This is a genomic window from Pseudoalteromonas sp. GutCa3 (genome assembly GCF_002836155.1).
GTDB lineage: Bacteria > Pseudomonadota > Gammaproteobacteria > Enterobacterales > Alteromonadaceae > Pseudoalteromonas > Pseudoalteromonas arctica.
Map to the genome: position 1 here is coordinate 76,748 of NZ_PJBK01000068.1, position 26,995 is coordinate 103,742.

At 38.1% G+C, this 26,995-nt stretch carries 26 protein-coding genes and 1 tRNA gene; 16 read left to right on the plus strand and 11 right to left on the minus strand.

Features of this window, described 5'->3' with window-relative positions; translation table 11 throughout:
- Nucleotides 1–56: 56 nt before the first annotated feature.
- Both CXF64_RS11725 and CXF64_RS11730 read right to left on the minus strand, forming a co-directional pair.
- Entirely contained in the window at nt 57–671 is a 615-nt protein-coding gene (locus CXF64_RS11725; protein ID WP_010554372.1) for a paraquat-inducible protein A, read from the minus strand.
- Between the two features lie 2 nt (nt 672–673).
- Nucleotides 674–1,939, minus strand: a complete 1,266-nt coding sequence (locus CXF64_RS11730) for an EAL and HDOD domain-containing protein (protein ID WP_101217098.1) — start codon at nt 1,937–1,939, stop codon at nt 674–676.
- Nucleotides 1,940–2,089: 150 nt separating this feature from the next.
- Here CXF64_RS11730 and CXF64_RS11735 point away from each other — a divergent pair, with 150 nt between their 5' ends.
- The 3 genes from CXF64_RS11735 (at nt 2,090) to CXF64_RS11745 (ending at nt 4,424) form a co-directional block, all read left to right on the plus strand.
- Nucleotides 2,090–2,839: a substrate-binding periplasmic protein gene (locus CXF64_RS11735; RefSeq protein WP_101217099.1), complete on the plus strand. Its 750-nt coding sequence runs from the start codon at nt 2,090–2,092 to the stop codon at nt 2,837–2,839.
- Between the two features lie 78 nt (nt 2,840–2,917).
- The gene (locus tag CXF64_RS11740; protein WP_007586451.1) at nt 2,918–3,484 is read left to right on the plus strand and encodes a PhnA domain-containing protein; all 567 of its coding nucleotides are present in this window, start codon (nt 2,918–2,920) and stop codon (nt 3,482–3,484) included.
- A gap of 121 nt (nt 3,485–3,605) precedes the next feature.
- Nucleotides 3,606–4,424: an META domain-containing protein gene (locus tag CXF64_RS11745; RefSeq protein ID WP_101217100.1), complete on the plus strand. Its 819-nt coding sequence runs from the start codon at nt 3,606–3,608 to the stop codon at nt 4,422–4,424.
- Between the two features lie 105 nt (nt 4,425–4,529).
- Here CXF64_RS11745 and CXF64_RS11750 read toward each other — a convergent pair whose 3' ends face one another.
- On the minus strand, nt 4,530–5,369 hold the full coding sequence (locus tag CXF64_RS11750; protein ID WP_101217101.1) for a 23S rRNA (adenine(2030)-N(6))-methyltransferase RlmJ: 840 nt from the start codon (nt 5,367–5,369) through the stop codon (nt 4,530–4,532).
- Nucleotides 5,370–5,607: 238 nt separating this feature from the next.
- On the opposite strand from CXF64_RS11750, the gene CXF64_RS11755 reads away from it, so the two are divergent.
- The 8 genes from CXF64_RS11755 (at nt 5,608) to CXF64_RS11790 (ending at nt 11,316) form a co-directional block, all read left to right on the plus strand.
- On the plus strand, nt 5,608–5,838 hold the full coding sequence (locus tag CXF64_RS11755) for a hypothetical protein (protein WP_007586448.1): 231 nt from the start codon (nt 5,608–5,610) through the stop codon (nt 5,836–5,838).
- A complete protein-coding gene (locus tag CXF64_RS11760) occupies nt 5,838–6,143 on the plus strand; it encodes a cell division protein ZapA (RefSeq protein ID WP_007586447.1) in 306 nt (101 codons plus the stop codon). The genes CXF64_RS11755 and CXF64_RS11760 overlap by 1 nt, the downstream gene beginning before the upstream one ends.
- Nucleotides 6,144–6,206: 63 nt before the next feature.
- Nucleotides 6,207–7,229, plus strand: a complete 1,023-nt coding sequence (locus CXF64_RS11765) for an MBL fold metallo-hydrolase (protein WP_024592487.1) — start codon at nt 6,207–6,209, stop codon at nt 7,227–7,229.
- Nucleotides 7,230–7,284: 55 nt separating this feature from the next.
- Entirely contained in the window at nt 7,285–8,754 is a 1,470-nt protein-coding gene (locus tag CXF64_RS11770; RefSeq protein WP_024592486.1) for a LysM peptidoglycan-binding domain-containing protein, read from the plus strand.
- Nucleotides 8,755–8,820: 66 nt separating this feature from the next.
- A complete protein-coding gene (locus CXF64_RS11775) occupies nt 8,821–9,309 on the plus strand; it encodes an FKBP-type peptidyl-prolyl cis-trans isomerase (protein WP_007586440.1) in 489 nt (162 codons plus the stop codon).
- Nucleotides 9,310–9,330: 21 nt separating this feature from the next.
- Nucleotides 9,331–10,059, plus strand: a complete 729-nt coding sequence (locus CXF64_RS11780; protein WP_010554366.1) for an SDR family NAD(P)-dependent oxidoreductase — start codon at nt 9,331–9,333, stop codon at nt 10,057–10,059.
- Nucleotides 10,056–10,895: an amidohydrolase family protein gene (locus CXF64_RS11785; protein WP_101217102.1), complete on the plus strand. Its 840-nt coding sequence runs from the start codon at nt 10,056–10,058 to the stop codon at nt 10,893–10,895. Before CXF64_RS11780 ends, CXF64_RS11785 begins: the two co-directional genes overlap by 4 nt.
- Before the next feature lie 49 nt (nt 10,896–10,944).
- The gene (locus CXF64_RS11790) at nt 10,945–11,316 is read left to right on the plus strand and encodes a hypothetical protein (protein ID WP_101217103.1); all 372 of its coding nucleotides are present in this window, start codon (nt 10,945–10,947) and stop codon (nt 11,314–11,316) included.
- 90 nt (nt 11,317–11,406) lie between these two features.
- Here the strand turns inward: CXF64_RS11790 and CXF64_RS11795 are convergent, their stop codons facing one another.
- The 4 genes from CXF64_RS11795 to CXF64_RS11810 all read right to left on the minus strand — a co-directional run bounded on the left by CXF64_RS11795 (nt 11,407) and on the right by CXF64_RS11810 (nt 14,588).
- Nucleotides 11,407–12,582 (minus strand): mandelate racemase/muconate lactonizing enzyme family protein, encoded by a 1,176-nt coding sequence (locus CXF64_RS11795; RefSeq protein ID WP_007375956.1) that lies wholly within the window; start codon nt 12,580–12,582, stop codon nt 11,407–11,409.
- A gap of 26 nt (nt 12,583–12,608) precedes the next feature.
- On the minus strand, nt 12,609–13,376 hold the full coding sequence (locus CXF64_RS11800; RefSeq protein ID WP_010554363.1) for a class II aldolase/adducin family protein: 768 nt from the start codon (nt 13,374–13,376) through the stop codon (nt 12,609–12,611).
- A gap of 165 nt (nt 13,377–13,541) precedes the next feature.
- Nucleotides 13,542–13,865, minus strand: a complete 324-nt coding sequence (locus CXF64_RS11805) for a c-type cytochrome (protein WP_002957866.1) — start codon at nt 13,863–13,865, stop codon at nt 13,542–13,544.
- Nucleotides 13,866–14,048: 183 nt separating this feature from the next.
- Nucleotides 14,049–14,588 (minus strand): DUF2058 domain-containing protein, encoded by a 540-nt coding sequence (locus CXF64_RS11810; protein ID WP_002957867.1) that lies wholly within the window; start codon nt 14,586–14,588, stop codon nt 14,049–14,051.
- A 198-nt stretch (nt 14,589–14,786) separates the two neighbouring features.
- Here CXF64_RS11810 and CXF64_RS11815 point away from each other — a divergent pair, with 198 nt between their 5' ends.
- Nucleotides 14,787–15,935 (plus strand): MFS transporter, encoded by a 1,149-nt coding sequence (locus tag CXF64_RS11815; RefSeq protein ID WP_101217104.1) that lies wholly within the window; start codon nt 14,787–14,789, stop codon nt 15,933–15,935.
- Here the strand turns inward: CXF64_RS11815 and CXF64_RS11820 are convergent.
- Nucleotides 15,902–16,402 carry a prolyl-tRNA synthetase associated domain-containing protein gene (locus CXF64_RS11820; protein ID WP_101217105.1) on the minus strand — a complete coding sequence of 167 codons (501 nt, stop codon included), beginning with the start codon at nt 16,400–16,402 and terminating at the stop codon, nt 15,902–15,904. The genes CXF64_RS11815 and CXF64_RS11820 overlap by 34 nt on opposite strands.
- A gap of 1 nt (nt 16,403) precedes the next feature.
- Nucleotides 16,404–16,799 carry a hypothetical protein gene (locus tag CXF64_RS11825; protein ID WP_033027130.1) on the minus strand — a complete coding sequence of 132 codons (396 nt, stop codon included), beginning with the start codon at nt 16,797–16,799 and terminating at the stop codon, nt 16,404–16,406.
- Between the two features lie 166 nt (nt 16,800–16,965).
- Here CXF64_RS11825 and CXF64_RS11830 point away from each other — a divergent pair.
- From CXF64_RS11830 to CXF64_RS11845, 4 genes are all read left to right on the plus strand, one after another.
- Nucleotides 16,966–17,041: transfer RNA gene (locus CXF64_RS11830), tRNA-Ala, on the plus strand.
- A gap of 179 nt (nt 17,042–17,220) precedes the next feature.
- Nucleotides 17,221–18,483, plus strand: a complete 1,263-nt coding sequence (locus CXF64_RS11835; protein ID WP_101217106.1) for an ABC transporter substrate-binding protein — start codon at nt 17,221–17,223, stop codon at nt 18,481–18,483.
- Nucleotides 18,483–21,701 carry an ATP-binding protein gene (locus CXF64_RS11840; protein ID WP_101217107.1) on the plus strand — a complete coding sequence of 1,073 codons (3,219 nt, stop codon included), beginning with the start codon at nt 18,483–18,485 and terminating at the stop codon, nt 21,699–21,701. The genes CXF64_RS11835 and CXF64_RS11840 overlap by 1 nt, the downstream gene beginning before the upstream one ends.
- A 59-nt stretch (nt 21,702–21,760) precedes the next feature.
- Nucleotides 21,761–23,968, plus strand: a complete 2,208-nt coding sequence (locus tag CXF64_RS11845) for a two-component system response regulator (protein ID WP_101217108.1) — start codon at nt 21,761–21,763, stop codon at nt 23,966–23,968.
- Between the two features lie 76 nt (nt 23,969–24,044).
- Here the strand turns inward: CXF64_RS11845 and CXF64_RS11850 are convergent, their stop codons facing one another.
- Both CXF64_RS11850 and proB read right to left on the minus strand, forming a co-directional pair.
- Complete coding sequence (locus tag CXF64_RS11850) at nt 24,045–25,292, minus strand: glutamate-5-semialdehyde dehydrogenase (protein ID WP_007586417.1); 1,248 nt, start codon at nt 25,290–25,292, stop codon at nt 24,045–24,047.
- On the minus strand, nt 25,289–26,395 hold the full coding sequence (gene proB, locus CXF64_RS11855) for a glutamate 5-kinase (protein ID WP_010554355.1): 1,107 nt from the start codon (nt 26,393–26,395) through the stop codon (nt 25,289–25,291). Before proB ends, CXF64_RS11850 begins: the two co-directional genes overlap by 4 nt.
- Nucleotides 26,396–26,995: the final 600 nt, after the last annotated feature.

The following is a 26,995-nucleotide window of genomic DNA, read 5'->3' on the forward strand; positions in this document are numbered from 1 at the left end:
TTAATAAACTTTAAAATGATTGTAAGGTAACCTAACGGCAACCACAAATACTTTAATTATGTAGACTGCGGTTTATCAGGTGTTTTAATTAAGTTACTCGCGATAATTGCAAATATACAATATGCGCTAAAATACCAAAACCCTTCACCAAATTGTGCATTCATAACAAGTAGCTCACCACTTTTACCATGGGCGTTACCTGCTAAGTAAGTCACTATTAATGCAATAACAAATACATCAACCATGCTCCACTTACTTAATGCACAAATAACCAGACCGAGCTTTTGCTTAAACCCATTCAAAGGTAGGCAACAATAAAGCAATTGTAATAGCAGCTTCAAGCTTGGAATAACAATAGAAAACAACCCCACTAAAGCGGCTACAAATAAATTATTATTGCTAGCAAGCTCTTTAACTGTGCCTAAAATACTTTGTGTTTTGTTATAGGCGCTAATCTCACCTTCTAACTTATCAAGCCCTAGCATGTTCGAGAACATCATTAGCATACTGCGAGTTCGACCATCGCCCTCTTCAGCCAGCATTTCAATACCCGCTTGCGCTAGTTTTGATTTATCTATGTTGCCCTCTATTGTTAATACTGGTTTTGTAATACCAGGAAACAATAAACAAAGAGCAACCACTACACTTATAACCGACAACCAATTACGCATATTTATTCTGCTATTGCCTCAATAATGTCGTCACTGTATAAAACAGCATCCAGTAAAAAATTAAATATATCGCCAATGTGTAGCTCTGAGTTTATGTTGGCCAAATGGACCATAGCTTCATCTACATTATCTAATTCAAATTCTTTTATAAGCGATAAACACTCACCTAAAGTGCCTTTTTCAAGTAGCAAAGCATCTGATATTGCAGCATCTAAGGTAAACTCTTTAACTATGTCTTTTAAATCAGCATCTAAAATAGCATCAAGCACCGAGAACAAACCCACTAGATACCCTTGCTCGGTCAGCTCTTTATTATTTTGCTCTAAAATAAGCGACATAAATTGAGCCCGCGTTAAAGCAAGCTTAGTTAATTCGGTTGGTTTTTCGACCCCCAACTCACTAATTGCTAATACACGAACAAATTGCCTTATTGTATCTTCACCTAAATAAATAACCGCTTGTGAAATAGAAGTAATAACTAAATTTGCTTTTCCTGAACGCGCGTTAGCCAGCTTTAAAACCCTGGCTGTTATGGCTACATCTCTGGCCACTCGTTGATGAACTTCTTTAAAGCAAAGTTTTTGTTTTGCTGTAAAACGCAATAGATCAAAAACAGTTAACTTTGAAGGCTCTACACCTTTATACGTAATCATTTCTGGGCGAGAAAAAAAGAACCCCTGAAATAAATCACAGCCTGCCAATTTTAATATATTAAATTGTTCATGCGTCTCTATTCGTTCAACAATTATTTTTGCATGTGGATTTGCGCGTTTTATTTTTTTAATGCGCATATTGGTTTTAATAACCGGATCATCTATCTCAATTTTTATGTAATCAACATGTGCTAATAGTGGCTCCCATTTTGGATCGCCATCGTAATCATCAAGTGCAAAAACATACCCTTCTTTTTTAAGTTCTTGCACACGCTCAGCAACCGCAGAAATATTGCCCGTGCGCTCTACTATTTCAATAACACTATTTTCTGGCAATAAAAGTTTGGGAAAGTTATCGAGAATAGTTTCTGATGACAAGTTGATAAAAGCTAAATGATGCGCGGTAAGTCTATCTAAACCTACCAGCATTAATGCATTAAAAAACAGGCGGCTTGTCGCATGCACATCAGAAGTGCCCACAGGAAACGCATTGTTGGCTGAGTCTCGATAAAGCAGTTCGTACGAGAAAACATTCTGGTCTATATCAAAAATAGGTTGCCGCGCGACAAACTGAGTTATTTTTTGTACCTCATCAGGTATGTTATTTAATTTCACTTGGCTCTAAACCTATAAATAAGAGATGGCAAAACAGCCAATAATATGTGTACTTTAATGCAACTCGCATAAGATAAACATAGTCGTCATTGCAAAAATGTTAAAATTACACAACACTAATATAAAAATATTAATATAAAAGGTGGAGATTTGGCTAACTTTATTCGGTTATTAGTACTGAGCCCTCTGCTATTTGTATTTTTTAGCTATGCCAGCATTAACCCTACTCCCCTCAAATACAATGTTAGCGCGTCAGGTAGCCATTATCCATATTATACAAATGATCCAGAAAAGCCTGGTGTATTATCCGAAATTATTGAAAAAGCACTCGATGATGCAAATATTGCAGCTTCTCATATCGACCTACCCACAAAGCGTATTACCAAATATTTACAAGATAAAATAATCGATTTTGATGTTATTTCATTAGAATGGCTCCCAAAGGATGAGAGAAATGACTCTCGTTATGTTTTTTCAGAGCCCCTTATTTATGCCACAGAAATGATTGTTACCTTGCCTCAAAATGCCCAGAACTGGCAAAGCGCTGATAGCTTAAAGGGCAAAAATATAGGAACGGTACTAGGTTACTATTACTTTAATGACAACACCTTTGAGCGTGTTGACTTTCCATCCGAGAAAGAACTTATGACCGCTCTATCAAGAAACCGTGTAGAAGCAGCGCTAATAGGTAAGTTAACTGCGCTCTATTGGGCAGAGCAGTTAGAGATAAACATTGCCTTTGGCGCACAGCATTCCCATGGTTTTTTAAGAATTCGCTTATTGAGCAAACATAAAGAATTATTGCCCCAAATAAACCTAGCAATTAAAAACCTTCACGCTCAAGGATATATAAAAAGTATTGAAGATAAGTATATGAGTAATATACCCACACAAAATTAAGGGACTAATGGCGCAGAGCTCGTGTTTTGGAGTATAATAGCAGCAAATGTTAACTCGACCAGAATCAGAAAGAGCCCCATGAGTATTGAAAAAGCCTTAATCGAACGTAGTAATAATCAATGTGAATTGTGTGCAGCCACCGAGAACTTATCTGTTTATGAAGTACCACCGGTAACTGAAACCCACTCAGATAAATGTATTTACACGTGTCAAACATGTAAAGATCAAATCGAGAATAACAGCGAAATAACGCCTACACATTGGCACTGTTTAAACGATAGCATGTGGAGCCAAACTCCTGCAGTACAAGTTGTAGCTTACAGAATGCTTTCGCGTTTAGCGCCTGATAATGGCTGGGCACAAGATGCGCTAGACATGATTTACCTTGAAGAAGACACGCTAACCTGGGCTAAAAAAGCACTTGCCGAAGATGACGATTTAAAGCATGTAGATAGCAACGGTGTAGTACTTCAAGCAGGCGATACTGTTACCCTAATTAAAGACTTAGACGTTAAAGGCAGTAGCCTTACCGCTAAACGTGGAACAGCTGTTCGTAATATTGGCCTAACCAGCAACCCTGAACATATTGAAGGGCGAGTTGACGGCCAGCGCATTGTTATTTTAACTAAGTTTGTTAAAAAATAATCGTTTGTTTTTAATTATTAAAGGCGCTAATGCGCCTTTTTTTATGTTTAAAATAAGTTAAGGAATGATTAAGTAACTAGGTAATACACTAAGGACATAATATTGAGTAAGGATAACCAACATGGAAAAGCATCAAGCAGTATCTTCGCGTAAAAAGGCAGTTGCAGGGATTGGCTTATTGGCGCTTAGCGCTTTTGCAGTAACTGGCTGCGGTGAGCAAACTAAATCGACTGAAAACACAGGAATTGCAGAAGCAACAACCAGCCTAACTATCCAAGCTAGCTACAAAGATCGCAGTATGCTTCGCCCTGGCTCGCAATTAATAGTTACGCTTTCCAATGTATCTAAAATGGATGTAAAAGCCGATATAATCACACAAGAAGTGATTGATGTAACCCAAGCCCCGCCATTTACCGTTGAGCTAATTTATGATGCCAGCAAAATTAGCGATAAACATCGCTATAGCCTAAGCGCCAGAATTATAAATAAAGACAAAGTGCTTTACACAAGTACAACAAATCATGACCCGTTTGCAGAATCACAGTTAACTACCCCCTATAAAATTGAGCTTTCAAAAGTGTCGACTCAAAAACCCGATGTAACACTCACAAATACTTACTGGAAAGCAATAACAATAAATGCTCAAACTGTGAATGTTACAACTAAAGAACCATTCATTCAGTACAATAAAGACCACCGCGTTAATGGCTTTTTAGGCTGTAATAATTTTAGCGGAAGCTATAGTACCGAGCAGCAAACAATTACACTTAGTCAGCTAGCAAGTACAAAAAAGATGTGCTCGGATAATATGAGCCAAGAAGCGGCTATGTCTGACGTACTTAGCAAAACTTCAAAGTGGGAAATAACAGGTGAATCACTAAAACTTAAAAACAGTCGCGGTAATACGCTTGCTACTTTTAGTGCGGTTTATTTTAATTAATATTTAGCTCCCTTATATATATTACCTAACACATTCGTATTGATTTTAAATAAAATGCCCAGCAAAGCTGGGCATTTTATTATTCGTTATAAGCGCTATTTAAAGTTACTCATCAACGAGTTGTTCACTTCTGTAAAAACCACTTGGCTCACTTAACAAACTAACAAGTTCAGGCATTATTGCATCCATTGTTTGCTTTAGCTTCCATGGAGGATTAATTACAATCATGCCCGATGCTGTCATACCGTGTACGTCAGTATCCGCTTCAGTGCCTAATTCAAATAACTGAATGTTGCGCATTCCTGAATCAATTAAGCCCTGCTCCATATTATCAATGCGCTCTCTATCTACAACCGGATACCAAATCATGTAAGTACCTGTAGCAAAACGCTGATAAGCTTTAACTAAGGTTTTTACAACCGTTTCGTAGTCATCTTTAATTTCGTATGGAGGGTCAATTAACACACACGCTCTGCGAGATGCTGGTGGTAATAAACCAACTAAACCTGCAAAACCATCCTCTCCACGTACACGAATAGATCGCTTACCTTGCATGTTTTCTTCAAGTAATAATAAATCGCGCGGGTGCAGTTCAAAAAACCAACCCTTATCTTGGCGGCGTAAGTAGTGCTCTGCAATTTTTGGTGAACCTGGATAAAACGCAAGTTCGTCAGTGTCGTTAAATGACTTAATTAATTCAATGTATTCATTAAGCTCAGCATGCTCACTTTTATGATGCCAAAGTTTTTCAATACCATCTTGATACTCTTGCGTTTTTTGCGCATCGGCAGCTGCAAGTTCAAAAAAGCCAGCACCTGAATGTGTGTCTATATAATCAAGCGGTTTATCTTTAATTGTTTGATAATTTAGCACTTGTGCCAGTACTAAGTGTTTAAGTACATCGGCAGGATTACCCGCATGAAATGAGTGTCTGTAACTAAGCATTATTTATTTTCGCCATACGCAATTTAATATCGTAAGTGAACCATAAGCACTAGGCTTTGGCAACTTACACCAAGATAAGAGAGTGTTTAAGTGAACCATTTCTGAATGAAAAAGCCCATATGCTGAATTATCCCTTAACGCAAAAGAAAAATCAGCTAAAACCACCGTAAATGCTGGCAAATCAACACACTTTGCTTTACATTTGCATGACATTAATTACAGTTATATGAGCGCCTTTATGAATAACACTACTCTTCAACAACTCGAACAACTGATCGATTCTTTAATCGAACGTAATAACCAATTACAAACAGATGTTGTTACTTTAAAAGAACAGAACACTAAACTAAGCGATGACAACGAATTGCTACAACTTGAAGCTTTAGAAAATGAAGAAAAGCAAAAAGATGCCAGCACTACTTTATCTGGTCTTCTTGATAAGTTACAAAGCGCACAACAGGCTAGCTAATGTCTGAGCTGCAAAACCAGCGGGTCACTGTTGAGTTGCTAGGTAAAGAGCAGCAATTTGCTTGCCCTGAAGGGCAGGAAGATGCATTAATAGCAGCAGCTAAAAATCTAAATGACTTAGTTGAGCAAATGAAGCAACGCTCAACCGTTAGAAACGATCAAAAAGCCCTACTAATGGCAGCATTAAACTTAAGCCACGAATTGCTAGAAGCAAAAACACAGGCTACAGTTGAGCAACAGCATCAAGACCAAATGATTGATAAACTCAGTCAGCATTTGGCAAATGACCCCAAACACCAAAAATAAAAAGCGCATACTGCGCTTTTTGTTTATTATTAAAGTAATTAAACATCAGCGTAGAGATAATAAATGAAATTAAAACTTTCAAACATAGCCTCTTCATGTAAGCACTTACTATTAGCATGCACTTTATTATCAATAGTACCTAGCACCTATGCTGCCGTCACTTGGAATACAATAAACCCTCATATTCAGTTTTTAAAGCAACAAGACAAGCTTCGCTTTTACGACTCTAACCAAGTATTAATTGAAGGCGAAAAATGTGCCCTACTTGTTGATACGAGCGCCAATTTTGCCGCAGTTGAACAACTTGCTGAAGATTTAAAGAAACGCCTTAAAACACCTTTATGCTATTTAGTGGCTACCCACTACCATGACGATCACTTGCTAGGTATGGCGGTTATGCAAAATTTTTACCCTGATGCTAAGCTCATTGTTCATCAGCAGGTAAATAAAAATTTTAACCTTTATCAAACAGCATATACCGACAAACTAGACACGTATGAAAAGAGCATTGAGCTGAGCTACCAACGATTAGCGAATGTGCCCAAAGAAGAGCAAGCTAAATGGCGAAATAAGTTAGAGCTTGCAAAAAAACGACTTTTTCGCTGGCAGGAGTATCAGCTTAGCAAACCCGAAATAGTAATTGATAGTCGTAAAGTTATCGACCTTGGTGATTTTGAGGTAACGCTTGAGCCGCAACAAGCCCATACTAACGGCGATTTAACTATTACTACTAATAATGGCAGTGTGCTGATTGGTGGCGATATCGTTGACTGGCTTCCTTACCCTGGACACGGTGAACTTAAAAGTTGGCAAACGTTGCTTAAGCAATATATTAACGACGAAAAGCTCACTATTATTTTACCTGGGCACGGCGGCACATTAACAAAAGAGCAGCTGAAACAGCCTCTATCATTTTTAACAGCCATAATAGAGCACGTTAAAAACAATAAAGATCAAAGTATTGAGCAGTTAATGCTATCGTTTCCTGAATCAGTTATTGAGCCTTATAAACAAGAAGCGCTTAATATAAAATCGAGTAACTTCTTTTTACAAGCTGGCCTAAATCGCGCAAAAAGCGCAGAATAACTCAACACAACGGATTGTGTTAAAATAATAAAAGGAATTTACAAAAGTGATCACTATGCGCAGTTTGGTTTTATGTTGTTTGGGTATTTTGTTATTTGGTTGTCAATCAACGGAGCAAGAACCACAAGAAGCTCCACAAATATTTACTCATTTTGAGCCTGACTATACTTATGATATTGAAGAAGAAGTAGCTCAATCGCCCCAAGTTAGTGAGCACGTTACGTCACTTCAATTCAAAAAAACAATCGTAAAAAAGCGCCCACCAAGAACCACCGATCTGTGGGTGCATATAGCCAACAATCTACACTTTACGGTTTATCAAAATCGCGCGTTAAAAAAGCGTATCAGCTGGTACGCAAAGCAACCTAACTACTTACAAACTGTGAGTAAACGCGCAGCGCCTTACCTGTATCATATCGTAAAAAAAATTGAGCAAAAGCAACTACCTATGGAGCTCGCTTTACTACCATTTGTAGAAAGCGATTTTAGACCAACGATAGCCTCATCACAGCAAGCTGTTGGTGTTTGGCAGTTAGTTGGCGCAACAGCGCATCACTTTGGAGTTAAGTCAGACCAATGGTACGACGGTCGCCAAGACGTACTTGCTTCAACCGATGCTGCACTTGATTACTTAAGCTACTTACATAAACGCTTTGATGGTAATTGGCTACATGCTTTGGCTGCTTATAACAGTGGTGAGGGCCGCGTTAAACGCGCAATCGAAAAAAACAAAAAACGCGGTAAAAGCACCGATTACTGGTCACTCAGTCTGCCAAAAGAAACCGCCGACTACGTACCCAAGTTACTCGCTTTAAGCTATTTAGTTAAGCACCCACAAAAGGGCATTAAACGCCCAAAGCTTGCATATAAGCCATTTACAACACAGATGAATATAGGCCAGCAGTTCGACTTTTCAGTCATCGCTAAGCTCTCTGGTATAGGTTCAAAGCAGTTACACGCGATTAATCAGGGATATTTAAAAAATCAAAGCTCACCTAACGGGCCGCATACTTTACTGCTTCCTATAGGACAAGAGGCTTTATTAAAAAGTCAGTTTTTTAAATCAAACTTTGCTGGAGAGTACATCGTTAAACAAAACGACACGCTTTACGGTATTGCTAGACGTTTTAGTATGTCGGTAAAAGCTTTAAAACAACTTAATAACAAAAATAATAATTTAATAGGCGTTGGAGAAAAGTTATTAGTTGGACAACCTAAAACCCTGCCAAGCACATTAACTGTTGATTACAAAATTAGCCCTTATTTAGAACACCAAGAGATTGCGATTCCCACCATTGAAATAGATTACGAAGTTAAGTCGGGCGATAGCCTTTGGAGTATAAGTCAGCTTTACGATGTACCTCATAGCGACTTGGCAAAATGGAACAAACTCTCTGCATCTAGCATTTTAAAGCCTGGTACTCAATTAGTGCTGTTTATACCACAGGCTGAAAAGCAAAAAGCAGCCCCAACAAAAAAAGATTTTCTGCTAAATTTACAAAAAACACTAAATCAGCCACGTTAAGTTTATAAACAAGTATATTTCGCGTAAAATTGCGCCCTAACATAGTTATTATTTGAAGAGACAAGCATGCAAATTAGCAAAAATTCAGCAGTTGAATTTCATTACACCCTTAGCGAAGCGGGCGAGCAAATTGAAAGTAGCACAAACGAAGCGCCACTTACTTACATTCATGGCAGTGAAGGCATGCTTCCTGGTTTAGAAAAAGCACTTGAAGGCAAAGAAGCTGGCGAAAAATTTAGTGTAACTCTAGAGCCAAGTGAATCATACGGCGAGCGTGTTGATGACTTAATTCAACGTATTCCGCTTAAGCACCTACAAGGCGACGTTAAAGTATGGAAACCAGGTATGACAGCAATGGTTAGCTCTAACCAAGGTCGTCATCAGGTTACTATTGTTAAGGTTGGTCGTTTTAACGCAGATTGTGATTTAAACCACCCATTTGCGGGCAAAACACTAACGTTTGACGTTGAAGTTATATCGGTACGTGAAGCAACAAGTGAAGAAGTTTCTCACGGACACGTGCACGCTGAAGGCGGCTGTGGTCACTCTCACTAGTTAGCAATAAAGGAAGTAAGTATGTCTAAAGTTGCAGTCGTTACAGGTGGTACAAAAGGTATTGGCTTAGCCGTAGTAAAGCGTTTGCTAAACAATGGCTATGAAGTACATAACCTTGATATAGAACTGAGCGAAATCGGTATATTTCATCAGTGTGATGTAAGTGATGTATCGGCGGTACAAAGCTGTATCAACGCTATCTGTGAACAAAGCAAACGTATTGATGTACTTGTTTCTAATGCTGGAAAACACTTAAGCGCAAATATAGAAAGCACCGACGAGCAAACTCTCGATGCACTTTTTGCGCTTAATGTTAAAGGCGCTTATGCCGCAATACAAAGCGTATTGCCAAGCATGAAAGCGCAAAATGGCGGCGCTATTATATTAGTCGCTTCCGATCAGGCAATTATAGGTAAGCAAAACTCTTTTGCGTATAACCTAACAAAACATGCCCTTGCCTCAATGGCTAAAACAACAGCGCTTGATTACGCGGGTTTTAATATTAGAGCAAATGCGGTATGTCCTGGCACAATAGAAACCCCGCTATTTCATAACGCGATAGATGCGTACTGCGCAAAAAGTGGCGCAAACAAAGCTGAAATAGTTGCCGAGGAAGCAAGTCTTCAACCGCTTAACCGATTAGGTCAAGCCGATGAAGTTGCTGCCCTTGTGAGCTTTTTAGCAAGTGATGATGCCAGTTTTATAACAGGCAGCCTACAAAGTATTGATGGTGGTTACACTGCCCAATGAGCATGCAAATTATTGACCCTCATGTGCATTTTTTTAATCTTGCCGAGGGGCAATATACTTGGCTACAAGGCGAAAACCCACCAGCATGGCCTAACCTAGAAAAAATTAAACAACTAATAAGTGCAGAGCAACTTGTTAAAAGTACTGATTTTGAACTTGCGGGTATTGTGCACATTGAGGCTGGGTTTGATAATCAATCACCTATAAACGAGTTAAACTGGCTAAGCTCGCATTTAAAAAACCTTTCATTTAAGGCTATTAGTTACAACCAAATTGATGCGCCCGCAGAGCAATTTAATCACGCGCTAAATGCACAGGCTCATTCAAGCCTTTGTGGTATAAGAGATATAACCGAAGAAGATGATGCAGTGAGACTAAAAAGCCCTCATTGTATTAATAACCTTAATTTATTGGCTACAAATAAACTGCATTTTGAAGCTCAATTTGATATTGAAAATAGCGAAATAACCAAACAAATAGCTTACTACGCTAAGCAGCTACCGCAGCTTCAAATTATAATTAATCATGCAGGACTACCAAGTAATTTAGGTACATGGCAACAAGGTGTTGAGTTACTTGCTCAGCACGACAACATAGCAATTAAATTCTCTGGTTTTGAATTACTACAACTTACCAGTGAGCAACAAGCAGCGTGTTTTAATATTCTTTTTAATCACTTTGGCCAGCAGCGTATTATGTTTGCAAGCAACTTCCCTGTATGCCAAATAAATACAAGCTACAACACTCTATGGCATTCCCATAAGGCGTTATGCTCAAACGATAAGACATGGCATAACCTTAGCTATGCAAACGCTAAGCACTACTACCAAGTTTAAGTAAAACTAGTTATATTAAACTCTCTTTTTATAATAATACGGCCAATTTATGAAAATGTACTTTTTACTAATCGTTGTATTTTCAGCGCTTCTTCTCAATGGCTGCATATCTCAAAACCCAGACCCGACACCTAAGCTGCAACATGCCCTACTGGCAAAGCCAAATAAAACAGCCGTTAGCAAAGCAATTAAAACACTTGTACATATGCAAGAGACTCAATTAGCTGATGATGTATTTACTACCAGCAGCACAGTAACCCTTAGCAATGTAGATGGTAATAATATTATCGACACGCAAAGTCGCAATACACCCGATCAGTTTGAATTGATGATTAAAGGTAATCAGTGCTACATACGCCATCTCGATAGCAAAGCAACTATTGAACTTAAAGACGTGGAATGTAAAATCAACGAGTTATAACAAGCTTTACCTCCCCCCAAAAAAGTAAAAGCCGGTAAGTGACTAATCACTTACCGGCTTTTTATATAACCCTAAACTCAGGTTAAAAAGTTATTTTATTTCTACGCGTTGAGAACGCATAACAATCTCGTCGTTTAATTCAATACCTAACCCAGGCTCTTCTGACACTTCAAAGAAACCATTTTTAGGTTGTGGGTCTTGTAAACATAACTCGCGGTTCCACTTTTTAATCGCATAAGTATGGTGCTCATGAATCAAAAAGTTAGGGATAGCCGTTTCTAAGTGCAGTGATGCTGCTGTTGCAACAGGCCCGCCACATACGTGAGCTTGAATACGCACATCAAAAATATCAGCGTAATCACATACTTTTTTGGTTTCGGTAAAACCACCACACAAACCAATATCTGGCTGTAGAACATCAATACTTTGATCTTCTAAATACGGACGTACACCCCAGCGATTATACAAACGTTCACCACCAGCAATAGGCACATTAACTTTATCTGCTACTTTTGCATGTAATGAATGGTTTAAATAGTTAACTGGCTCTTCAAAGTACATACAGTCAAATTCTTCTGCAATTTCACCCAACTGAATGGCTGTTGTCACGCCCGGTAAGCTGTGGCATTCAAAAATAATGTCTACTTCGTCACCTACGGCTTCGCGAATAGCTTGCATACGCGCACGGTATAGCTTCATTTCAGTACGTGAGATTATTTTTGTACGGTCGTAATAAGTATTGCCGTCTTTATCGTACTGAATTGGATCTACTTTTACTGCATCGTAACCTTCGGCCATCGCCTTTAAAGCCGCTTCTGCATATTCTTGCGGCTGTACGAGCGCTTTAAATTCGCTATCCCAGTCGAACTGTAATTGCGAAGCGTAAGTGCGTAGTTTGTCGTTAACTTTACCGCCTAACAATTGATATACAGGTAAACCAAGCGCTTTACCTTTTATATCCCAAAGTGCGGTATCAATTGCGCTCATTGCAGCATATACAACAGGTCCGCCGCCTAAACCCCAAAAGCTCTCACGTAACATACGTGACCATAGTTTTTCTGTTTGAAAAGGGTCGTGGCCGATTAAAAAGGCGTCGGCCATTTCTTTAATCATAGCCGCTGCAGCACTGTGACCTAAATCGTATGCAAGGCCCGCTTCGCCAACACCACTAATACCTTCGTCAGTATGAATACGTACAAACACAGGTGTCCAAGAAGGTCTATCAGGACAGTGAATATCAAATACTTCAACGCGATTTACTTTCATTAAAATTCCTTATTAACCGCTATGGGTTATTTTGCAAAACTAGGGTCAAGTCGATACGCTTTACGTAACATCGCAGGCCACGCAAGTTGCCCGCCAGTGCTGCCACTGTGTACTACGTTTGCTTGATTATAAATATTGTCGATTATAGGTTGCGGTACTTCAATCACCTCTTGCGAGCTTGATTGTAGCGCCAATTGAATTTCACACGCTCGCTGTAAATCATAAAAGCGCATAAACGCATCGCCTACCGTTGGTCCTACTGTTAAGCCACCATGATTTACCAATAACATATGGTTAGTACTGCCCAAATCATCTTGCAGCACTTTTCGCTCGTCGTCGTTTACTGCAAGCCCTTCGTAACCATGATAAGAAAGCGATGGCAGTGAAAACATTGAATATTGGCTAAGCGGTAATAAACCATTTTTTTGTGTAGCTACAGCGATTGTTTCTTTAGTATGAAGGTGAATAACACAATGAGCGTCTTCGCGTACCTCATGAATCGCACTGTGAATAGTAAAACCAGCTGGATTAATACTAAATGGCGTATCGTCAATAATGTTACCGTCTAAGTCGACCTTCACTAAATTAGAGGCAGTTACTTCATCAAAGGTTAAACCAAAGGCATTCACTAAGTAGTGGTCAGTGCCAGGCAAACGTGCTGATAAATGCGTATAGATTAAATCCCCCCAACGAAAGTGCTCAACCAGTCTATAACATGCGGCTAAATCAACACGAAGTTGCCACTCTTGTGCTGATACTTTATTTTTTAAATCGAGTTGGGGTAAATCAAACATAATAAGCCTTTTAAAAACGTACATTATTAACCTGTACGAACAGATGTTTAGAAGTCTAAAGCAGTCTCTATTTTATAGCAAACACCAAACAAAACAGCCACACTATTGTGTGGCTGTTTGTAAAACTAAAATACCAATTGCATTAAAATGGTATAGCTGCGTAAATTATTTTACGTTAGCTAGGTAATCTGCAATTGCTTCAAACTCTTCATCAGTTACCGTTGCAACCATTGCTTTCATAGCCATGGTCATACCGTTATTACGTGCACCTGACTTAATATCTTTCATTTGCGCTACTAAATAGTCTTTGTTTTGACCGTTTAGTTTAGGGTACATACCCATAATTGGTGCTTTACCTTCAGCGCCATGACAAGTTTGACAATTTTTAGCGGTATAAAGTGCAGCGCCATCGGCAGCAGCTGCATTAAACGAGAAGCTTGCGGCTAAAGTAATGCCCGCGCCTAATAGTAGTGTTTTCATCTTGCTCATTGTATTTACTCTTCTTTTTTGACGGTTAGAAAAACTGTTCTATTGATTGTAGTAAACAATCAAATAAAAAGCATACGTACGAAACGACGCTAGACGATCAACTTAACCAAAAAACGCTAACTCGTTTCTGTCTCACTTTTATATACTTTATCAAATAAAAATGAGCTTACCCTTAATGGACTATTACCACACTATATCATCTGGTACTTCAAAGTCTGCGTACGGGTCATCTTCATCTTTTGGTTTGTTTTCTGGCTCTACATGAAAAACAATATACTTTTCGTCAACTTCGGCCACTTTGCGTGCTGGTTCGTCGTCTAATACGTAAAATTGCCCTTCTAGTACACAAATAGCTAAACGACCGCCCGATAACGCTTTTTGCGTTTTCTCGTTCACATCGATATTTTTTACTTTGTTTTGATAAGTAAAATTAAATGTGCGCTCACCACGAATAGCGTCTTGGTTGTGGTGCTCTAAAATTTGTTTAACACGCGCTTCTTGCTCGCGCTGCTTTAAGCTCACTTGTCGTGTTTGGTTAAGCTCTTCAGCTTTTTTTTGCTGTTCTAGCTTGGTTTGTTGAATATGCTTTTGCAGATCACTTGGGTTGCTAGTAGCCCCTTTCTTTTGCTTTTTTTGTTGCTTACGCTTTTCTGATTTAGCAACTTTAGCATTATGCGATGTTGTTAATCCTGCTTGAAGCAATTGGTCTTGTAATGAACCCATGGCTTTGTTCCACTAAAAACTAATATTATCGCTATTTTAATCACCAACGAGTTCAAATAACAGCGCTATCGACATTAATCTAGCAAACTAGTTAAAACAAACCATGATATAGCGCAATGACTATGGTTTTAATTATGAATTAAAAGCAATTTTTAATACAATACCACGCAACCAATCAGCAAATGCACAAGCCATATAATGCGTTTACCTCATCTACTCGTTTGCTCGGTATTTATATTTTTTGTGCTTTATGCACCGCAACCCCTACTTAGCCTTTTTGCGAGCGAATTTAATGTAGCACCTGCGGTAGCTGGCAGCTTAATGACTGCAACTATGCTGCCCTTAGCCATTGCCCCGCTCGTTTATGGTTTATATTTAGCAAAAATAAATCCACTACTTATATTACGTATTGCAATGGTGCTTTTAGGCCTTAGCTGCTTACTTTTTATCTATGTACCTAGCTTTGAGCTTTTATTATTAGTCAGATTTTTACAAGGTTTAACGCTCCCTGCAGCTTTAACAGCAATGACTAGCTATATAGGTATGAGCTATAGCGCTGATACACTTCAAAAAAATATGACCCTATATATTGGTAGCAGTATAGTTGGTGGTTACTTTGGTCGTGTGCTCGCAGCTTTGTTTAGCGACTTATGGAATTGGCAGAGCTTTTATTACGTAATTGCTTTTATGCTTATTTGCTTAGCTTTGACAATTAAGCATTCTCGCTTTACAAACCCAGCTACACCGTCGCAGCTCTCCCCTTTGGATTACATTAAACAACTTAAAGAAGGCGCTATCCTTAAAGTGTACGGTGCCGTCTTTTGTATGTTTTTTTGTTTTGCTGCATTACTTAATTACTTACCGTTTATATTACAAAACACGTTTTTAATTACCAATACTCGTGACATAGGTTTAGTTTACAGTGGTTATTTAGTTGGTGCCCTCGCCTCTATTGCTGCACCTTGGTTACTTAAAAAAGTCCCTTCGCCTTGGCATTTATTAACTGCGGTATTTAGTTTTTATAGTGTGAGTATTATTTTATTAATGAGCCACCAGCTTAGCTTATTTTTAATCGCATTTACTTTGTTTTGTGGTGCTATGTTTGTGATTCATTCAACTGCCGCACCGCTCGTTAATAAAATAAGTAAAGCCCCGCCAAGCGTAACCAATGGCGGATATGTATCGTTTTATTACAGTGGTGGGGCATTGGGGTCGTTATTACCCGGTGTGGTATACCAACATCATGGGCAAACAGCGTTTATGTTTGCGCTGCTCGCAGTTTGCTTATGCGGTTTATCGTTAATTATGTGGGCTTATTTTGAGGGTAAAAATACAACGCGCGGTTGATGCTTTGTGTGATTAAAAAATGTTTCTAAATCAGCTTTACTAAGCAACCATGTTTGGGTGTTTTCAAACGGATGACAATGAAACAAATCACCACCCCAAATATCTTGATCGACCCATAAGCTCACTTCGTTTTGCTTATCATTTAAAAGAGCCAACATAGATACACACCCAGGAGCCACTTTTAAATACGTTGCTAAGCGTTCACTCGATGCAAACCCTAAACGCGAAAGCCCTTGTTGCTTTGATAGTGCCTTTAAATCGAGTTGCTTATTGTGCGCTGTAATAACTAAAAAGTGTCGCTTGCCTTCGTTATCGCGTAAAAACAGGTTTTTAAGACGAGTACCTGGGCGCTCAATCATAAACTCATCAGCCGCTAAGCTAGTATGTAGCGGCGGATGTTCTATTGCATCGTAAGTAATATCTAGGTCCGCTAAAAGCTCTGCTAACTTCGTTTTATCAGCCAACATATTACAAGCAACGCCCTCTTAGCTGTACACTCAGATCTCGCCATAAAACATCATTAACTTCATGTTTGTTATCGCAATATTTACGCTCTTTTAGCTCTTGGTTCAATAATTCAACTGCTTGGTCTTCTAGCTGTAACTTTAGAATGCTCGATTCTTCAAAATGCTCTTGTTCAATATACTGCTTAACCTCACCACGGCTTGGTCTCTTGTTAGGACCACGGTCAAGGTTAAAGTTTTCACGATGCTTAGCTTTTACCGAAACAACATAAGCAAAAAGTTTATTACCTTGCTCATCTTGCTTTTCGTGAAACTGTTTATTATTTATTTCAAAAGGCGGCTCGTCATTTGAGGCACAACCAGCGAGTAAAACCATAAGCGCTAGAACACATTTTTTCATTGTTTTTTATCGTTTTAGTTTTGAATTAAGCCGAGTCTAACAAAAATTGACGTAAACAGTGAAAATTTACGAAAAAATACTTGACCAAATTTATAAAAAAACTTAAAGTTCGTCCCGCTTGGAACTCAGCAGTCAAGCAGTTACATTATATGTAATTTAGGAATGTGGGGCTATAGCTCAGCTGGGAGAGCGCCTGCCTTGCACGCAGGAGGTCAGCAGTTCGATCCTGCTTAGCTCCACCACTTTCCTACTCCTTTTCAAATTCGCTCTACTCTTCTATTTTTCCATTGTTTTTATTATTTTTTGACACCCTACTATTCTAATTTTTCATTCTATATAATTTTAAATTTATCCATTCAACTTGTGTCTTTACAAGTTCTTAGCTATACATAATGTCACACATTAGTACTTTAGGCTTAACATGGACATACCTAAGCGTTCAACGCTAAAAAAGCTAGCTGCAATAGGTTTAACAGCTGGTGCAATAACACATGCGCCTTATGTTTTTGCCCGAAAAAAAGTCACATTAAGAGTACTTGGTACGCATGTAACACTCCAAGAGGCTATCCGCAAACAAGCGATGAGTGACTTGGGTATTAATATAGAATTTACTCCCGCAGGCAGCGCTGCCGTTTTGCAAAAGGCATCAATGGACCCTAGCTCCTTTGATTTATACGAACAATGGTCAAACAGCATTAATGTGCTTTGGGATGCAGGTTCTATACAGCCAATAGAAAAAAAACGACTCACCTACTTTAACGAGATAAATCCACTTACTAAAACGGGAAAATTAACCGAAACTGCAAGTATTGGTGCAGGTGATGCTCCCTATAAATTATTAAATGTTCAACCCGATGGCACATTAAGCGCACAAGAAAGCGATCATATTAGCTTTTTACCTTATGTGCATAATGTTGACTCTTTTGGTTACAACACCGATTTTATTAAGCCCGGTATAGCATACGAAACAGAAAGCTGGAGTTGGCTGCTTGATGACGAGAACAGAGGTAAAGTAGCTATCGTAAATGCGCCTACCATTGGACTCTTTGACCTAGCTCTAGCAGCGCAAAGTAAAGGGCTTATAAAATTTAACAATATAGGTGCGATGACTCGCCCAGAACTTGATAGATTGTTTAGTATATTACTCGACTTTAAACGCCAAGGTCACTTTAGTGGCTATTGGAACTCGGTTCCTGAGTCGATTGAATTTATGAAAAGTAAACGAGCCCATATAGAAAGTATGTTTTCGCCTGCCGTGTCTGCATTAAACAGCCAAAATATTAATGTACGATTTGCCGCGCCAAAAGAAGGCTACCGAGGCTGGCATGGTGTTATGTGTTTGTCGTCACAAATACAAAGTAGCGCAAAAGATGCTGCGTACGATTATATGAATTGGTGGCTTTCAGGCTGGCCTGGTGCATTTATTGCTCGCCAAGGTTATTACATTAGTAACCCACAACGCTCTAAACTACTCTTATCGCCAGCCGAATGGGATTACTGGTACGGTGGAAAAGTAACAAGTATAGATTTATTAAATACAAATGGCGACGTAGCAGTAAAAGCAGGTGGACAACGTAATGGCGGTAGTTACCATAAACGCTTTAGCAATGTAGCAGTATGGAATACAGTTATGCCAACCTATGACTACAGCCTGCAAAAATGGTATGAGTTGATTAGCCGATAATGATAATAAATTCAATTAAATCAAAAATAATATTAGCTTTGTGTTCGCTGATTGGATTACTTCTTTTACAAAGCTATTTGTTTAACTATTCGCAAACGTCCTTACTTAACTTGCAAAAGTCGCAGCATAACGCGCTTATTCAAAGTGAAGCTGTGAATCACTTAGAAAACGATATTATTTCCCTGCAAGGGCATGCAGTTTCATTTATTGACAATGCAAATGAAAATACAATTACCAAATTTAATTTTTATTTAAATAAGGCAAATCTAAATCTCGAGCAGCTAAAAACAAACACTCAAAACCAGACCCCTGAGTATCAAAACTCACTAATACGCCTTGGCGAGTATCTAAATAATTACCAAGATACATTTGGCCAAGTTGTCGTAAACAGACAAAAACGCGAACACCTTTACACTACTCAGTTCAAACAGCCTATTGATGACCTACAGGTAACAATTAGTGATTTAGAAGGGTCTTCAAACAATGATAATAAAGTTATTTTTAACGATGTTTTACTCACAATAAGTAATTTAAAACACGCAATTATAAGCTATCTCTATAAACCTAATTTTGATGAAGCACAAAATGTAAAACAAAACTTAAATCACTTACATAAAAAACTAACGAGCACCTCTGTAATAAATGAATCCCTCTCCAATAAAACAACAAGCTTAAAACAAGCTTATAACCAACTTGTATTACTCACCCGTAGCTACACTTTTTCTGTAAATGTAGTGCTTACAGGCATAGAAAACGAATTGCTGTATTTAACTAATGAAATTAAAAACATAGAAAAAAATAAACTAATCAAAACAGAAGAGCTACTAAGTAGTCACTTAACAAAAAATACAGAACAGGCAAATATATTTGCCGTTTTAATTATGTTAATCATTTTATTTTTAAGCTATTTTATTTTTAGATCGGTTATAAAACCAATTACTCAGCTCACTTTATTACTTAAAGATATGAATAGCGAAAAGCCAGTAACTATTTCAAATAACAGCCAAAATCAAACTGAAATAGCGTCGGTAATAAAAGCAGCTAATGCTTTATATTTAAAAAATAAGCAAACCAAAGAGCTACTCAACGAAACCCGCGTATTAAATTCCCAAATGGAAGCAATGAATGCCGACCTGACGAGTGCTATGGAGCAAACTGATAAAGCCAATAAAACAAAAATAGATTTTGTAGCCAATATGAGTCATGAACTTCGCACCCCGATGAATGGCATATTAGGTATGTTGCAACTCTTACAAAGCAGTGAGCTTCCCTCAAGGCAAAAACACTACGCAGATAAAGCTTTTTCAAGTGCTCAAAATTTATTGCAGATTTTAAATAATATTCTGGATTTTTCTAAACTAGAATCGGAAAAAGTTCAGTTAGAGCAAATCCCTTTTACCTTACATACTATAGTTTCTAACGTTCAAAATTTATTCTCAACAAATGCTAAGCAAAAAGGCTTGTTATTAAACTTTACTTTACACGTTGATGCAGGGCTTGAACTTATTGGCGACCCAATGCACTTAAGTCAAATAATAAATAACTGTGTAGGTAACGCAATTAAGTTTACTGAGCATGGTGAAATATCATTAATTATAGAAGCGACATCTCAACACGAAAAAACAATAAACCTACGCTTTAGTATAAAAGACACGGGTATTGGGATGACTGAAGAGCAATCAAAAATTATATTTCAGTCTTTCTCGCAAGGTGATTCAAGCACAACAAGAAAGTATGGTGGGACTGGTTTAGGACTCACTATAAGCAAACAATTAACTAAATTGCTAGGCGGAGATATACAAGTAAGGAGCACGATTAATCAAGGTAGCGAGTTTTTCTTTACTCTACCCTTTACTTTATCTGAGCAACAAAAGCTTAAAAAACACGCCTTATTAATTAGCCCCGATAATGAGCAAATTAAAAAATTAATGGACTTACTAAGTGATATAAATATAACGACAGAAACAACACAAGAACCATTAAGGGCCATTGCAAAAATGTCTCAGCCTAGTAGCCCATTTAGTATTGTAATAATGTCGATAGAAAAAAAAGAGCTTAACGATAACTTTATTTTACAACAACTGTACGCTCAAAATAAAAACGTTAATGAAAAATTGACACTGATTTTATTAATTACCGATGAAGAGTCTCCTGAGCCAATTGCAAAAAATGAAAATATAGACATTATAATTATTGGTAATAAAAATAGTGAAGTTGAAATTTTAAGAAAGCTTTCACCAAATAATTTTAAAGAAAAGCAATTAAAGCCTCACCCTAAATTCTCGGGTTTTAATGCATTAGTTGTTGATGATAATAGAATTAACCAAGAAATAGCCTCCGCCCTTTTAGCAAAATTAGATATGACCGTGATCATTGCTGATAATGGACATGATGCATTAGATAAAGTAGAGATAAATGACATCGATATTATTTTTATGGATGTTCAAATGCCAGTTATGGATGGGCTTGAAGCAACAAGCATATTAAGAGAGCGAGGCTACAAAACTCCCATAATTGCCATTACGGCAGCCGCAGATCCTAATGATAAAAAAGCAGCGTTTAGAGCGGGTATGGATGACTTTTTAGTAAAACCGATTATTTTTGATGCGCTTTACGAAAGTATAGAAAAGCATCTGCAAAGTAGCGAATCTCTGAGCACTATAAACCTGCCTTTAGCAAAAGAAAACCTAGAAAACAATGACGAATTGTTAGCTAAATTATTTACTCAGTTTGTCAACGATTACAATGACTTTTCGATTAAAGCTGATATATTAATCAAAAATGGAGAGTTAGAAAGCTTAATTCGACTAGTACATACACTCAAAGGCTTGGCCGGCACATTAGGCTTTGAGCTACTGCAACAAAGTGCGCAAAGTGTTGAGAAAAGCTTAATAGATAAGAAAAGTATTAATTTATCTCATTTTAATGAGCAATTAATACTTACACTTTTTGCTGTAAAACAATTTTTGATAGCTGATAGCTTTAAAAAAGAACATATACAGCAACATGAACTAGAAAACGAAGACTCGGTTATTGATAATATATACTCATTAGCATTAACGGCTCGCCCCGTACCTAGCAGTTTGATTAGACAGCTAGAAATGAATCAATATGATAGAGGCCACTCTCTATTTAAGCTCAAAGAAGCAATTGATCATTTTAACTACGCGTTAGTAATTGAGCTTATTGATAAGTATAGAAACGATAATAAAAATTAGGCATAACCACTAACCTGAACTAGATTTAATATTGTAAAGAACGCAGAGAAGGACAGATAGTGCATTCAAATTACCTCGCAAACAGTAATGGATTAACCACAGAGAAAAAACATAAACCTTTAATTCTTATTGTTGATGACGAACCTAGTAATTTACACGTATTAGTAGAAGGACTTTTAACTGACTACGATGTACGTATTTCTACTAGTGGTGAGCAGGCTTTGATCTTTATTGAGTCAACTCGGCCTGACTTGATTTTATTAGACATAATGATGCCTGGCATGGACGGCTACGAAGTATGTAATATACTCAAAGCGAAACAAAATACCAAAGGCATCCCCGTCATATTTGTAACTGCGCTTACCGAAGAAGAGTCTGAAGAAAAAGGCTTTGCTATGGGCGCAATTGACTACATACACAAACCTTACAAGCTAGCGCTCGTTAGAGCACGCATTCGCACTCATATTACCGCTCAAGGCATGCTAGATAGGCTTATCGAAAAAAACTTTGACCTGCACGACAAGCTACTTGAAATAGAGTCACTGGCGAAAGAATTAAGTCAGCGTGAAGAAGAATTAAAAGAGCTCTCATCAAAACAAAAATTATTTTATCAAGCCCTAACGGGAACTGCCGATGGTGTTGTTATTACCGACAGTAACGGAAAAATCATTGCCGTAAACCCTTCATTTTGCCGGATTACAGGTTACTCTGAATCTGACTCCCTGCAAATGCAGTTGCACGATATTAAACAAAATAACCACCCTAGTATTAGCTTTGATCAAGTATGGCATCATGCAAACCAAGCAGGATATTGGAGTGGAGAGCTAGTAACCAGACGAAAAAATGGCGAGCTTTATCCTGAGTTATTAACTCTTAGTATGGTAAAAGGCGAGCAAGATACCAACGTGCACTATATTGGTGTATTTAGTGATATTTCTAGCGTTAAGATAACGCAAGAAAGAATTCACTACCTCACATGGCATGATGAACTTACAGGTTTGCCCAACCGAAATGGTTTTTTAAAGCAGTTGGAGCAGCAACTTCAGGTTTGTAGTACCGAAAATAGTTATGCCTATATTTATATTATTGACATAGACAGCTTCCACTCAATAAATGATGGATTAGGCCTACTCGCTGGCGATAACATTTTAAAAGAATTAACTAAACGAATTCATTCTAAGGTGAATAAAAAAGATGTTATTGCTCGCTTAGGCAGTGATGAATTTGCAGTACTGTGTACAGTTGAAAAAGGCGTTGGCAGGATCAGAGCCCAAGCTATGGCTGAAAATAAAGCCCAAGAACTGATCATAAGTGTAAACCACCCCTTTGTCTTTGATGAACAAGACGTTAGCTTAACAGTAAGTATTGGCACGTATATTTTTCCTCGGGAAGATCAGTGGGAAAGTGCTATAGAAACAATCCGTAACTGTGAGGCGGCTTGTTACAAAGCAAAAGAAAAAGGCGGTAATAGAGTTACCTTTTTTGATACTTCGTTTGGCGAGCAAGCAAAACGCCGTTTTGAAATAGAACAAGATTTACGTAAAGCAATCTCAAATAATGAGTTATCCCTATATTTACAATCCCAATTTGACCGAAGCCAAACCCTTAAAGGGGCTGAGGTTTTATTAAGATGGGAGCATCCTCAAAAAGGCTTCATTAGCCCTGGTGAGTTTATATCTATAGCCGAAGAGTCAGATATAATTTATGACTTAGATTGCTGGGTAACTTCAAATGCACTTGAAATATTAACGCAACTTAGTAAAACTCACCCTGAGTTAAACCTATCAATTAATGTAAGTGGCAGGCACTTTCATGAAGCGCGTTTTTTAAGCTTTATTAGCCAACAAATAAAGCAACATAGCATTAATCCTCAGCAACTCACTATTGAGATAATTGAAGGTACATTGCTTAATCACATGGAAGCGGCTATTGAGGCTGTTCACTTTCTCAAGAAGCTAGGTATTAGGGTATCAATTGATGACTTTGGTACTGGATATTCGAGTTTAACTTATCTTAAACAATTACCCATACAAGAACTAAAAATTGACCGTTCTTTTGTATTGGAAGCACCGACTGATAATAACGATAAGTTGATTATTGATATGATTGTAAGCTTAGGCCGTTTATTTGAACTCGAGATAGTTGCTGAAGGTGTAGAGAACCAGTCCCACTTTGATTTATTGCAAGAATATCCAGAAGTTATTCTTCAAGGCTATTATTTACACAGGCCTGAACCTGCAAGCGACTGGCTTGAAAAATTAAATTAATTACAGAGTAGTCTGAAAAAACAAAAAAGCCGAGTATTTCCATACTCGGCTTTTTAATGAAATTAAGCTTTAGCGGTTACTCGCGAACTTGGCCTTCACCATTCACTAAGTACTTCTCAGTAGTCAGTGACTCAAGTCCCATAGGGCCGTATGCATGAAGCTTAGAAGTTGCTATACCAATCTCTGCGCCTAGACCCAGCTGTGAGCCATCAGAAAAGCGAGATGATGTATTAACCATCACTACAGAAGCATCGACACTACGCTGGAATAACTCTGCAGCGGCTGCGTTTTTAGTGCAAATTACTTCAGTGTGGTTTGAACCAAACTGTGCAATGTGTTCAACCGCTGCCGTAAAGTTTGGAACAACGCGAATAGCGATTTCTAGGTCTAGGTATTCTTCACCAAATTCGTTATCGGCTAACACAGTTGCATTATCAAAGTATTTAGCTGCAAAGCTGTCAGCATTTATTTTTACACCTTCTTGGCGTAATACAACTGCGCACAGATTTAAAAACTCATCTGCAACATCTTGATGAACTACTAAGCCCTCAAGTGCATTACAAACACCCGTACGCTGCGTTTTACCGTTAAGTAGTAAGTTAAGCGCAATTTCTAGGTCTGCATCTTTATCTACATATAGATGACAAACGCCTTTGTAATGCTGAATTACTGGGATCGTACTGTTTTCAGTAACAAAGTTAATTAAGCCTTCACCGCCACGTGGAATTATTAAGTCAATGCTTTCACGTTGCTGCATTAATTCCATTAATAGTGCACGATCTGGATCTGGAATCACTGAAATAAGTGATACTGGTAAGTTATGCTTTTCAAGTACGCTGTGCATCACACTTGCGATAGCTTGCGAACTTTTAAGTGCTTCTTTACCGCCACGTAAAATTACGCCATTACCTGATTTAAAACATAATGCGCCAGCGTCTGCTGTTACATTTGGGCGTGCTTCGTAAATCATACATACAACGCCAAGAGGTACGCGCATTTTACGAATTTTAATGCCATTTGGACGCTCTGTAATATCACGTAGCTGACCAACAGGATCGTCCAGGCTTACGATTACTTCAATGCCTTCTGCCATTGCTTCAATACGCTCATCGTTTAGCGTTAAGCGGTCGATCATTGAAGCTGCTAAGTTATTGTCGCGTGCTGCGCTTAGATCACTTTCGTTTTCTTTGATTATAAATGCTTTTTGCTCTCTTAATGCCGCTGCCATTTCAACTAGTACTTGATTTTTAGTCTCGGTATCGAGTAAAGCAAGTGTATGGGCAGCTTTAGCTGTCTGGCGTGAAATGTCCGTAATTAAACTCATGACTTCTCCAATAATGCGATATGTTTTTCAGATATAACTGGTCCAATTGAATCCTGCATTTTTTCGCTGAATTCACTCTGTTCGTTGTCTGCAATAAAGTTTAACAAACAGCTACTATAATTTGCGGTCGCTTTAGCTAAACGCGTACCGTCTTCACTACGTACTAAAATGGTATCACCAACAGCAAATTCACCATGGACTTCCATGATTTCATCACCGCGAATACATCCACTTTCACCTTCAAGGGATTCATCAAATGATCCATCAACAACAACTTCACCTTGCTCATTTGCTGTGTGTGTCATCCAATGTACAGAATCTTGCATCGGTTTTTCGTAAGGTAAAAATACGCTACCAGGATTTTCCCCAGCTAGCAGTTTCGTAAATGTTTCTTCTTTAAAGCCGTTTATAATATAAGTCGCGATACCATGTGACGTTGCTTTTTCTGCCGCTTCTATTTTGGTTTTCATGCCACCAGTACCAACAGCACTTGTAGCACATCCTGCCATAGCATAAATAGATTCATCAATTGATTTTATTTCAGGCAGTAACACCGCATCATCATGTAAGTTAGGGTTTTTATCATATAACCCATCAACGTCTGAGAATATTAATAAAGCATCGGCATCGGCTGCTGCTGCGACCATTGCTGATAAGTTGTCGTTATCACCCACTCTTAAGTCGTCGGTAGTTACAGCATCATTTTCATTAATAATAGGAAAAACACCATGCTCAAGTAAAGTAAACACTGTTTCGCGAATACTTTGGTAACGCTCGCGGTCACGTAAATCGCCGTGCGTTAATAATAGTTGCGCAGATGGAAAGTCAAAAAAGCGGTCCCACATGGCGATCATTTCTGTTTGGCCTGCTGCTGCCATTGCTTTTTTCATCACCACAGAGCGAGGTTTGTCTGATGGGAATAAATGCGCTCCAGCCGCTACAGAACCCGATGATACTAAAATCACCTCGATTCCACGGGCACGACAACGAACAATGAACTGTGCGATGGTTAATATGTAACGCGAACGGCAGCCATCTTGATCTGGTGCAATTAATGCACTACCTACTTTAAGTACGATACGTCGCCAATTTAACTTTTGCATAAATGCTCAACTTTCCATTTTATCTGCGCTCATCTTAATTAGACGAGCTAAAACTAAGTAGCTAGGTTTAAAACATAGCTTCGAATTTTTCTTTTCATTTAGGCAACACTTTTTTACACACACGCAAAAACCATATCTAAAACAAGAAGCTTAGATTTGAGGTCAAGTAAAAGTAGCAACAACCCAATAATATTGAGCAGCACTAATCAAAAAATTTAAAAGTGTTGTTTATGCATCGCTGTAAAAAGCTGTGTGTGGCTTTTTTATTAACAACATACATAGAGCCTCTAAAGTCTGATACACCAACAGATAGGGTGAAGACCAAAGGACCGAGATTTAACCGCCACGATGGGGGGCTAAATATTGAAAGTAATAGTTCAACTCAAACCTTTATTTACTTAAATAATTAAATAAACTTGTTTGGCAAAACCATACCAAGAATTCGGCAAATGATATTTTGTAATGCTCAAATACTAGAAACATCACTAACACATGATTATAAAGATTAAAAATGACGTTAAGATTAACAAGCCTGTTTTATCTTCAATAAACTTCGTTAGATGACTAATTATTAGAACACGAAGTATAATACACCAAATA

Excerpts from the sequence above, each read along its gene's own strand:
- CXF64_RS11805 (WP_002957866.1), bottom strand. The coding sequence starts at position 13,865 with ATGAGCAAGATGAAAACACTACTATTAGGCGCGGGCATTACTTTAGCC.
- CXF64_RS11780 (WP_010554366.1), top strand. The coding sequence starts at position 9,331 with ATGTCTAAAGTTGCAGTCGTTACAGGTGGTACAAAAGGTATTGGCTTA.
- CXF64_RS11770 (WP_024592486.1), top strand. The coding sequence starts at position 7,285 with ATGCGCAGTTTGGTTTTATGTTGTTTGGGTATTTTGTTATTTGGTTGT.
- CXF64_RS11840 (WP_101217107.1), top strand. The coding sequence starts at position 18,483 with ATGATAATAAATTCAATTAAATCAAAAATAATATTAGCTTTGTGTTCG.
- CXF64_RS11760 (WP_007586447.1), top strand. The coding sequence starts at position 5,838 with ATGTCTGAGCTGCAAAACCAGCGGGTCACTGTTGAGTTGCTAGGTAAA.
- CXF64_RS11850 (WP_007586417.1), bottom strand. The coding sequence starts at position 25,292 with ATGAGTTTAATTACGGACATTTCACGCCAGACAGCTAAAGCTGCCCAT.
- CXF64_RS11755 (WP_007586448.1), top strand. The coding sequence starts at position 5,608 with ATGAATAACACTACTCTTCAACAACTCGAACAACTGATCGATTCTTTA.
- CXF64_RS11725 (WP_010554372.1), bottom strand. The coding sequence starts at position 671 with ATGCGTAATTGGTTGTCGGTTATAAGTGTAGTGGTTGCTCTTTGTTTA.
- CXF64_RS11800 (WP_010554363.1), bottom strand. The coding sequence starts at position 13,376 with ATGTTTGATTTACCCCAACTCGATTTAAAAAATAAAGTATCAGCACAA.
- CXF64_RS11790 (WP_101217103.1), top strand. The coding sequence starts at position 10,945 with ATGAAAATGTACTTTTTACTAATCGTTGTATTTTCAGCGCTTCTTCTC.
- CXF64_RS11810 (WP_002957867.1), bottom strand. The coding sequence starts at position 14,588 with ATGGGTTCATTACAAGACCAATTGCTTCAAGCAGGATTAACAACATCG.
- CXF64_RS11785 (WP_101217102.1), top strand. The coding sequence starts at position 10,056 with ATGAGCATGCAAATTATTGACCCTCATGTGCATTTTTTTAATCTTGCC.
- CXF64_RS11815 (WP_101217104.1), top strand. The coding sequence starts at position 14,787 with ATGCGTTTACCTCATCTACTCGTTTGCTCGGTATTTATATTTTTTGTG.
- CXF64_RS11745 (WP_101217100.1), top strand. The coding sequence starts at position 3,606 with ATGGAAAAGCATCAAGCAGTATCTTCGCGTAAAAAGGCAGTTGCAGGG.
- CXF64_RS11740 (WP_007586451.1), top strand. The coding sequence starts at position 2,918 with ATGAGTATTGAAAAAGCCTTAATCGAACGTAGTAATAATCAATGTGAA.
- CXF64_RS11820 (WP_101217105.1), bottom strand. The coding sequence starts at position 16,402 with ATGTTGGCTGATAAAACGAAGTTAGCAGAGCTTTTAGCGGACCTAGAT.
- CXF64_RS11765 (WP_024592487.1), top strand. The coding sequence starts at position 6,207 with ATGAAATTAAAACTTTCAAACATAGCCTCTTCATGTAAGCACTTACTA.
- proB (WP_010554355.1), bottom strand. The coding sequence starts at position 26,395 with ATGCAAAAGTTAAATTGGCGACGTATCGTACTTAAAGTAGGTAGTGCA.
- CXF64_RS11835 (WP_101217106.1), top strand. The coding sequence starts at position 17,221 with ATGGACATACCTAAGCGTTCAACGCTAAAAAAGCTAGCTGCAATAGGT.
- CXF64_RS11825 (WP_033027130.1), bottom strand. The coding sequence starts at position 16,799 with ATGAAAAAATGTGTTCTAGCGCTTATGGTTTTACTCGCTGGTTGTGCC.
- CXF64_RS11775 (WP_007586440.1), top strand. The coding sequence starts at position 8,821 with ATGCAAATTAGCAAAAATTCAGCAGTTGAATTTCATTACACCCTTAGC.
- CXF64_RS11795 (WP_007375956.1), bottom strand. The coding sequence starts at position 12,582 with ATGAAAGTAAATCGCGTTGAAGTATTTGATATTCACTGTCCTGATAGA.
- CXF64_RS11750 (WP_101217101.1), bottom strand. The coding sequence starts at position 5,369 with ATGCTTAGTTACAGACACTCATTTCATGCGGGTAATCCTGCCGATGTA.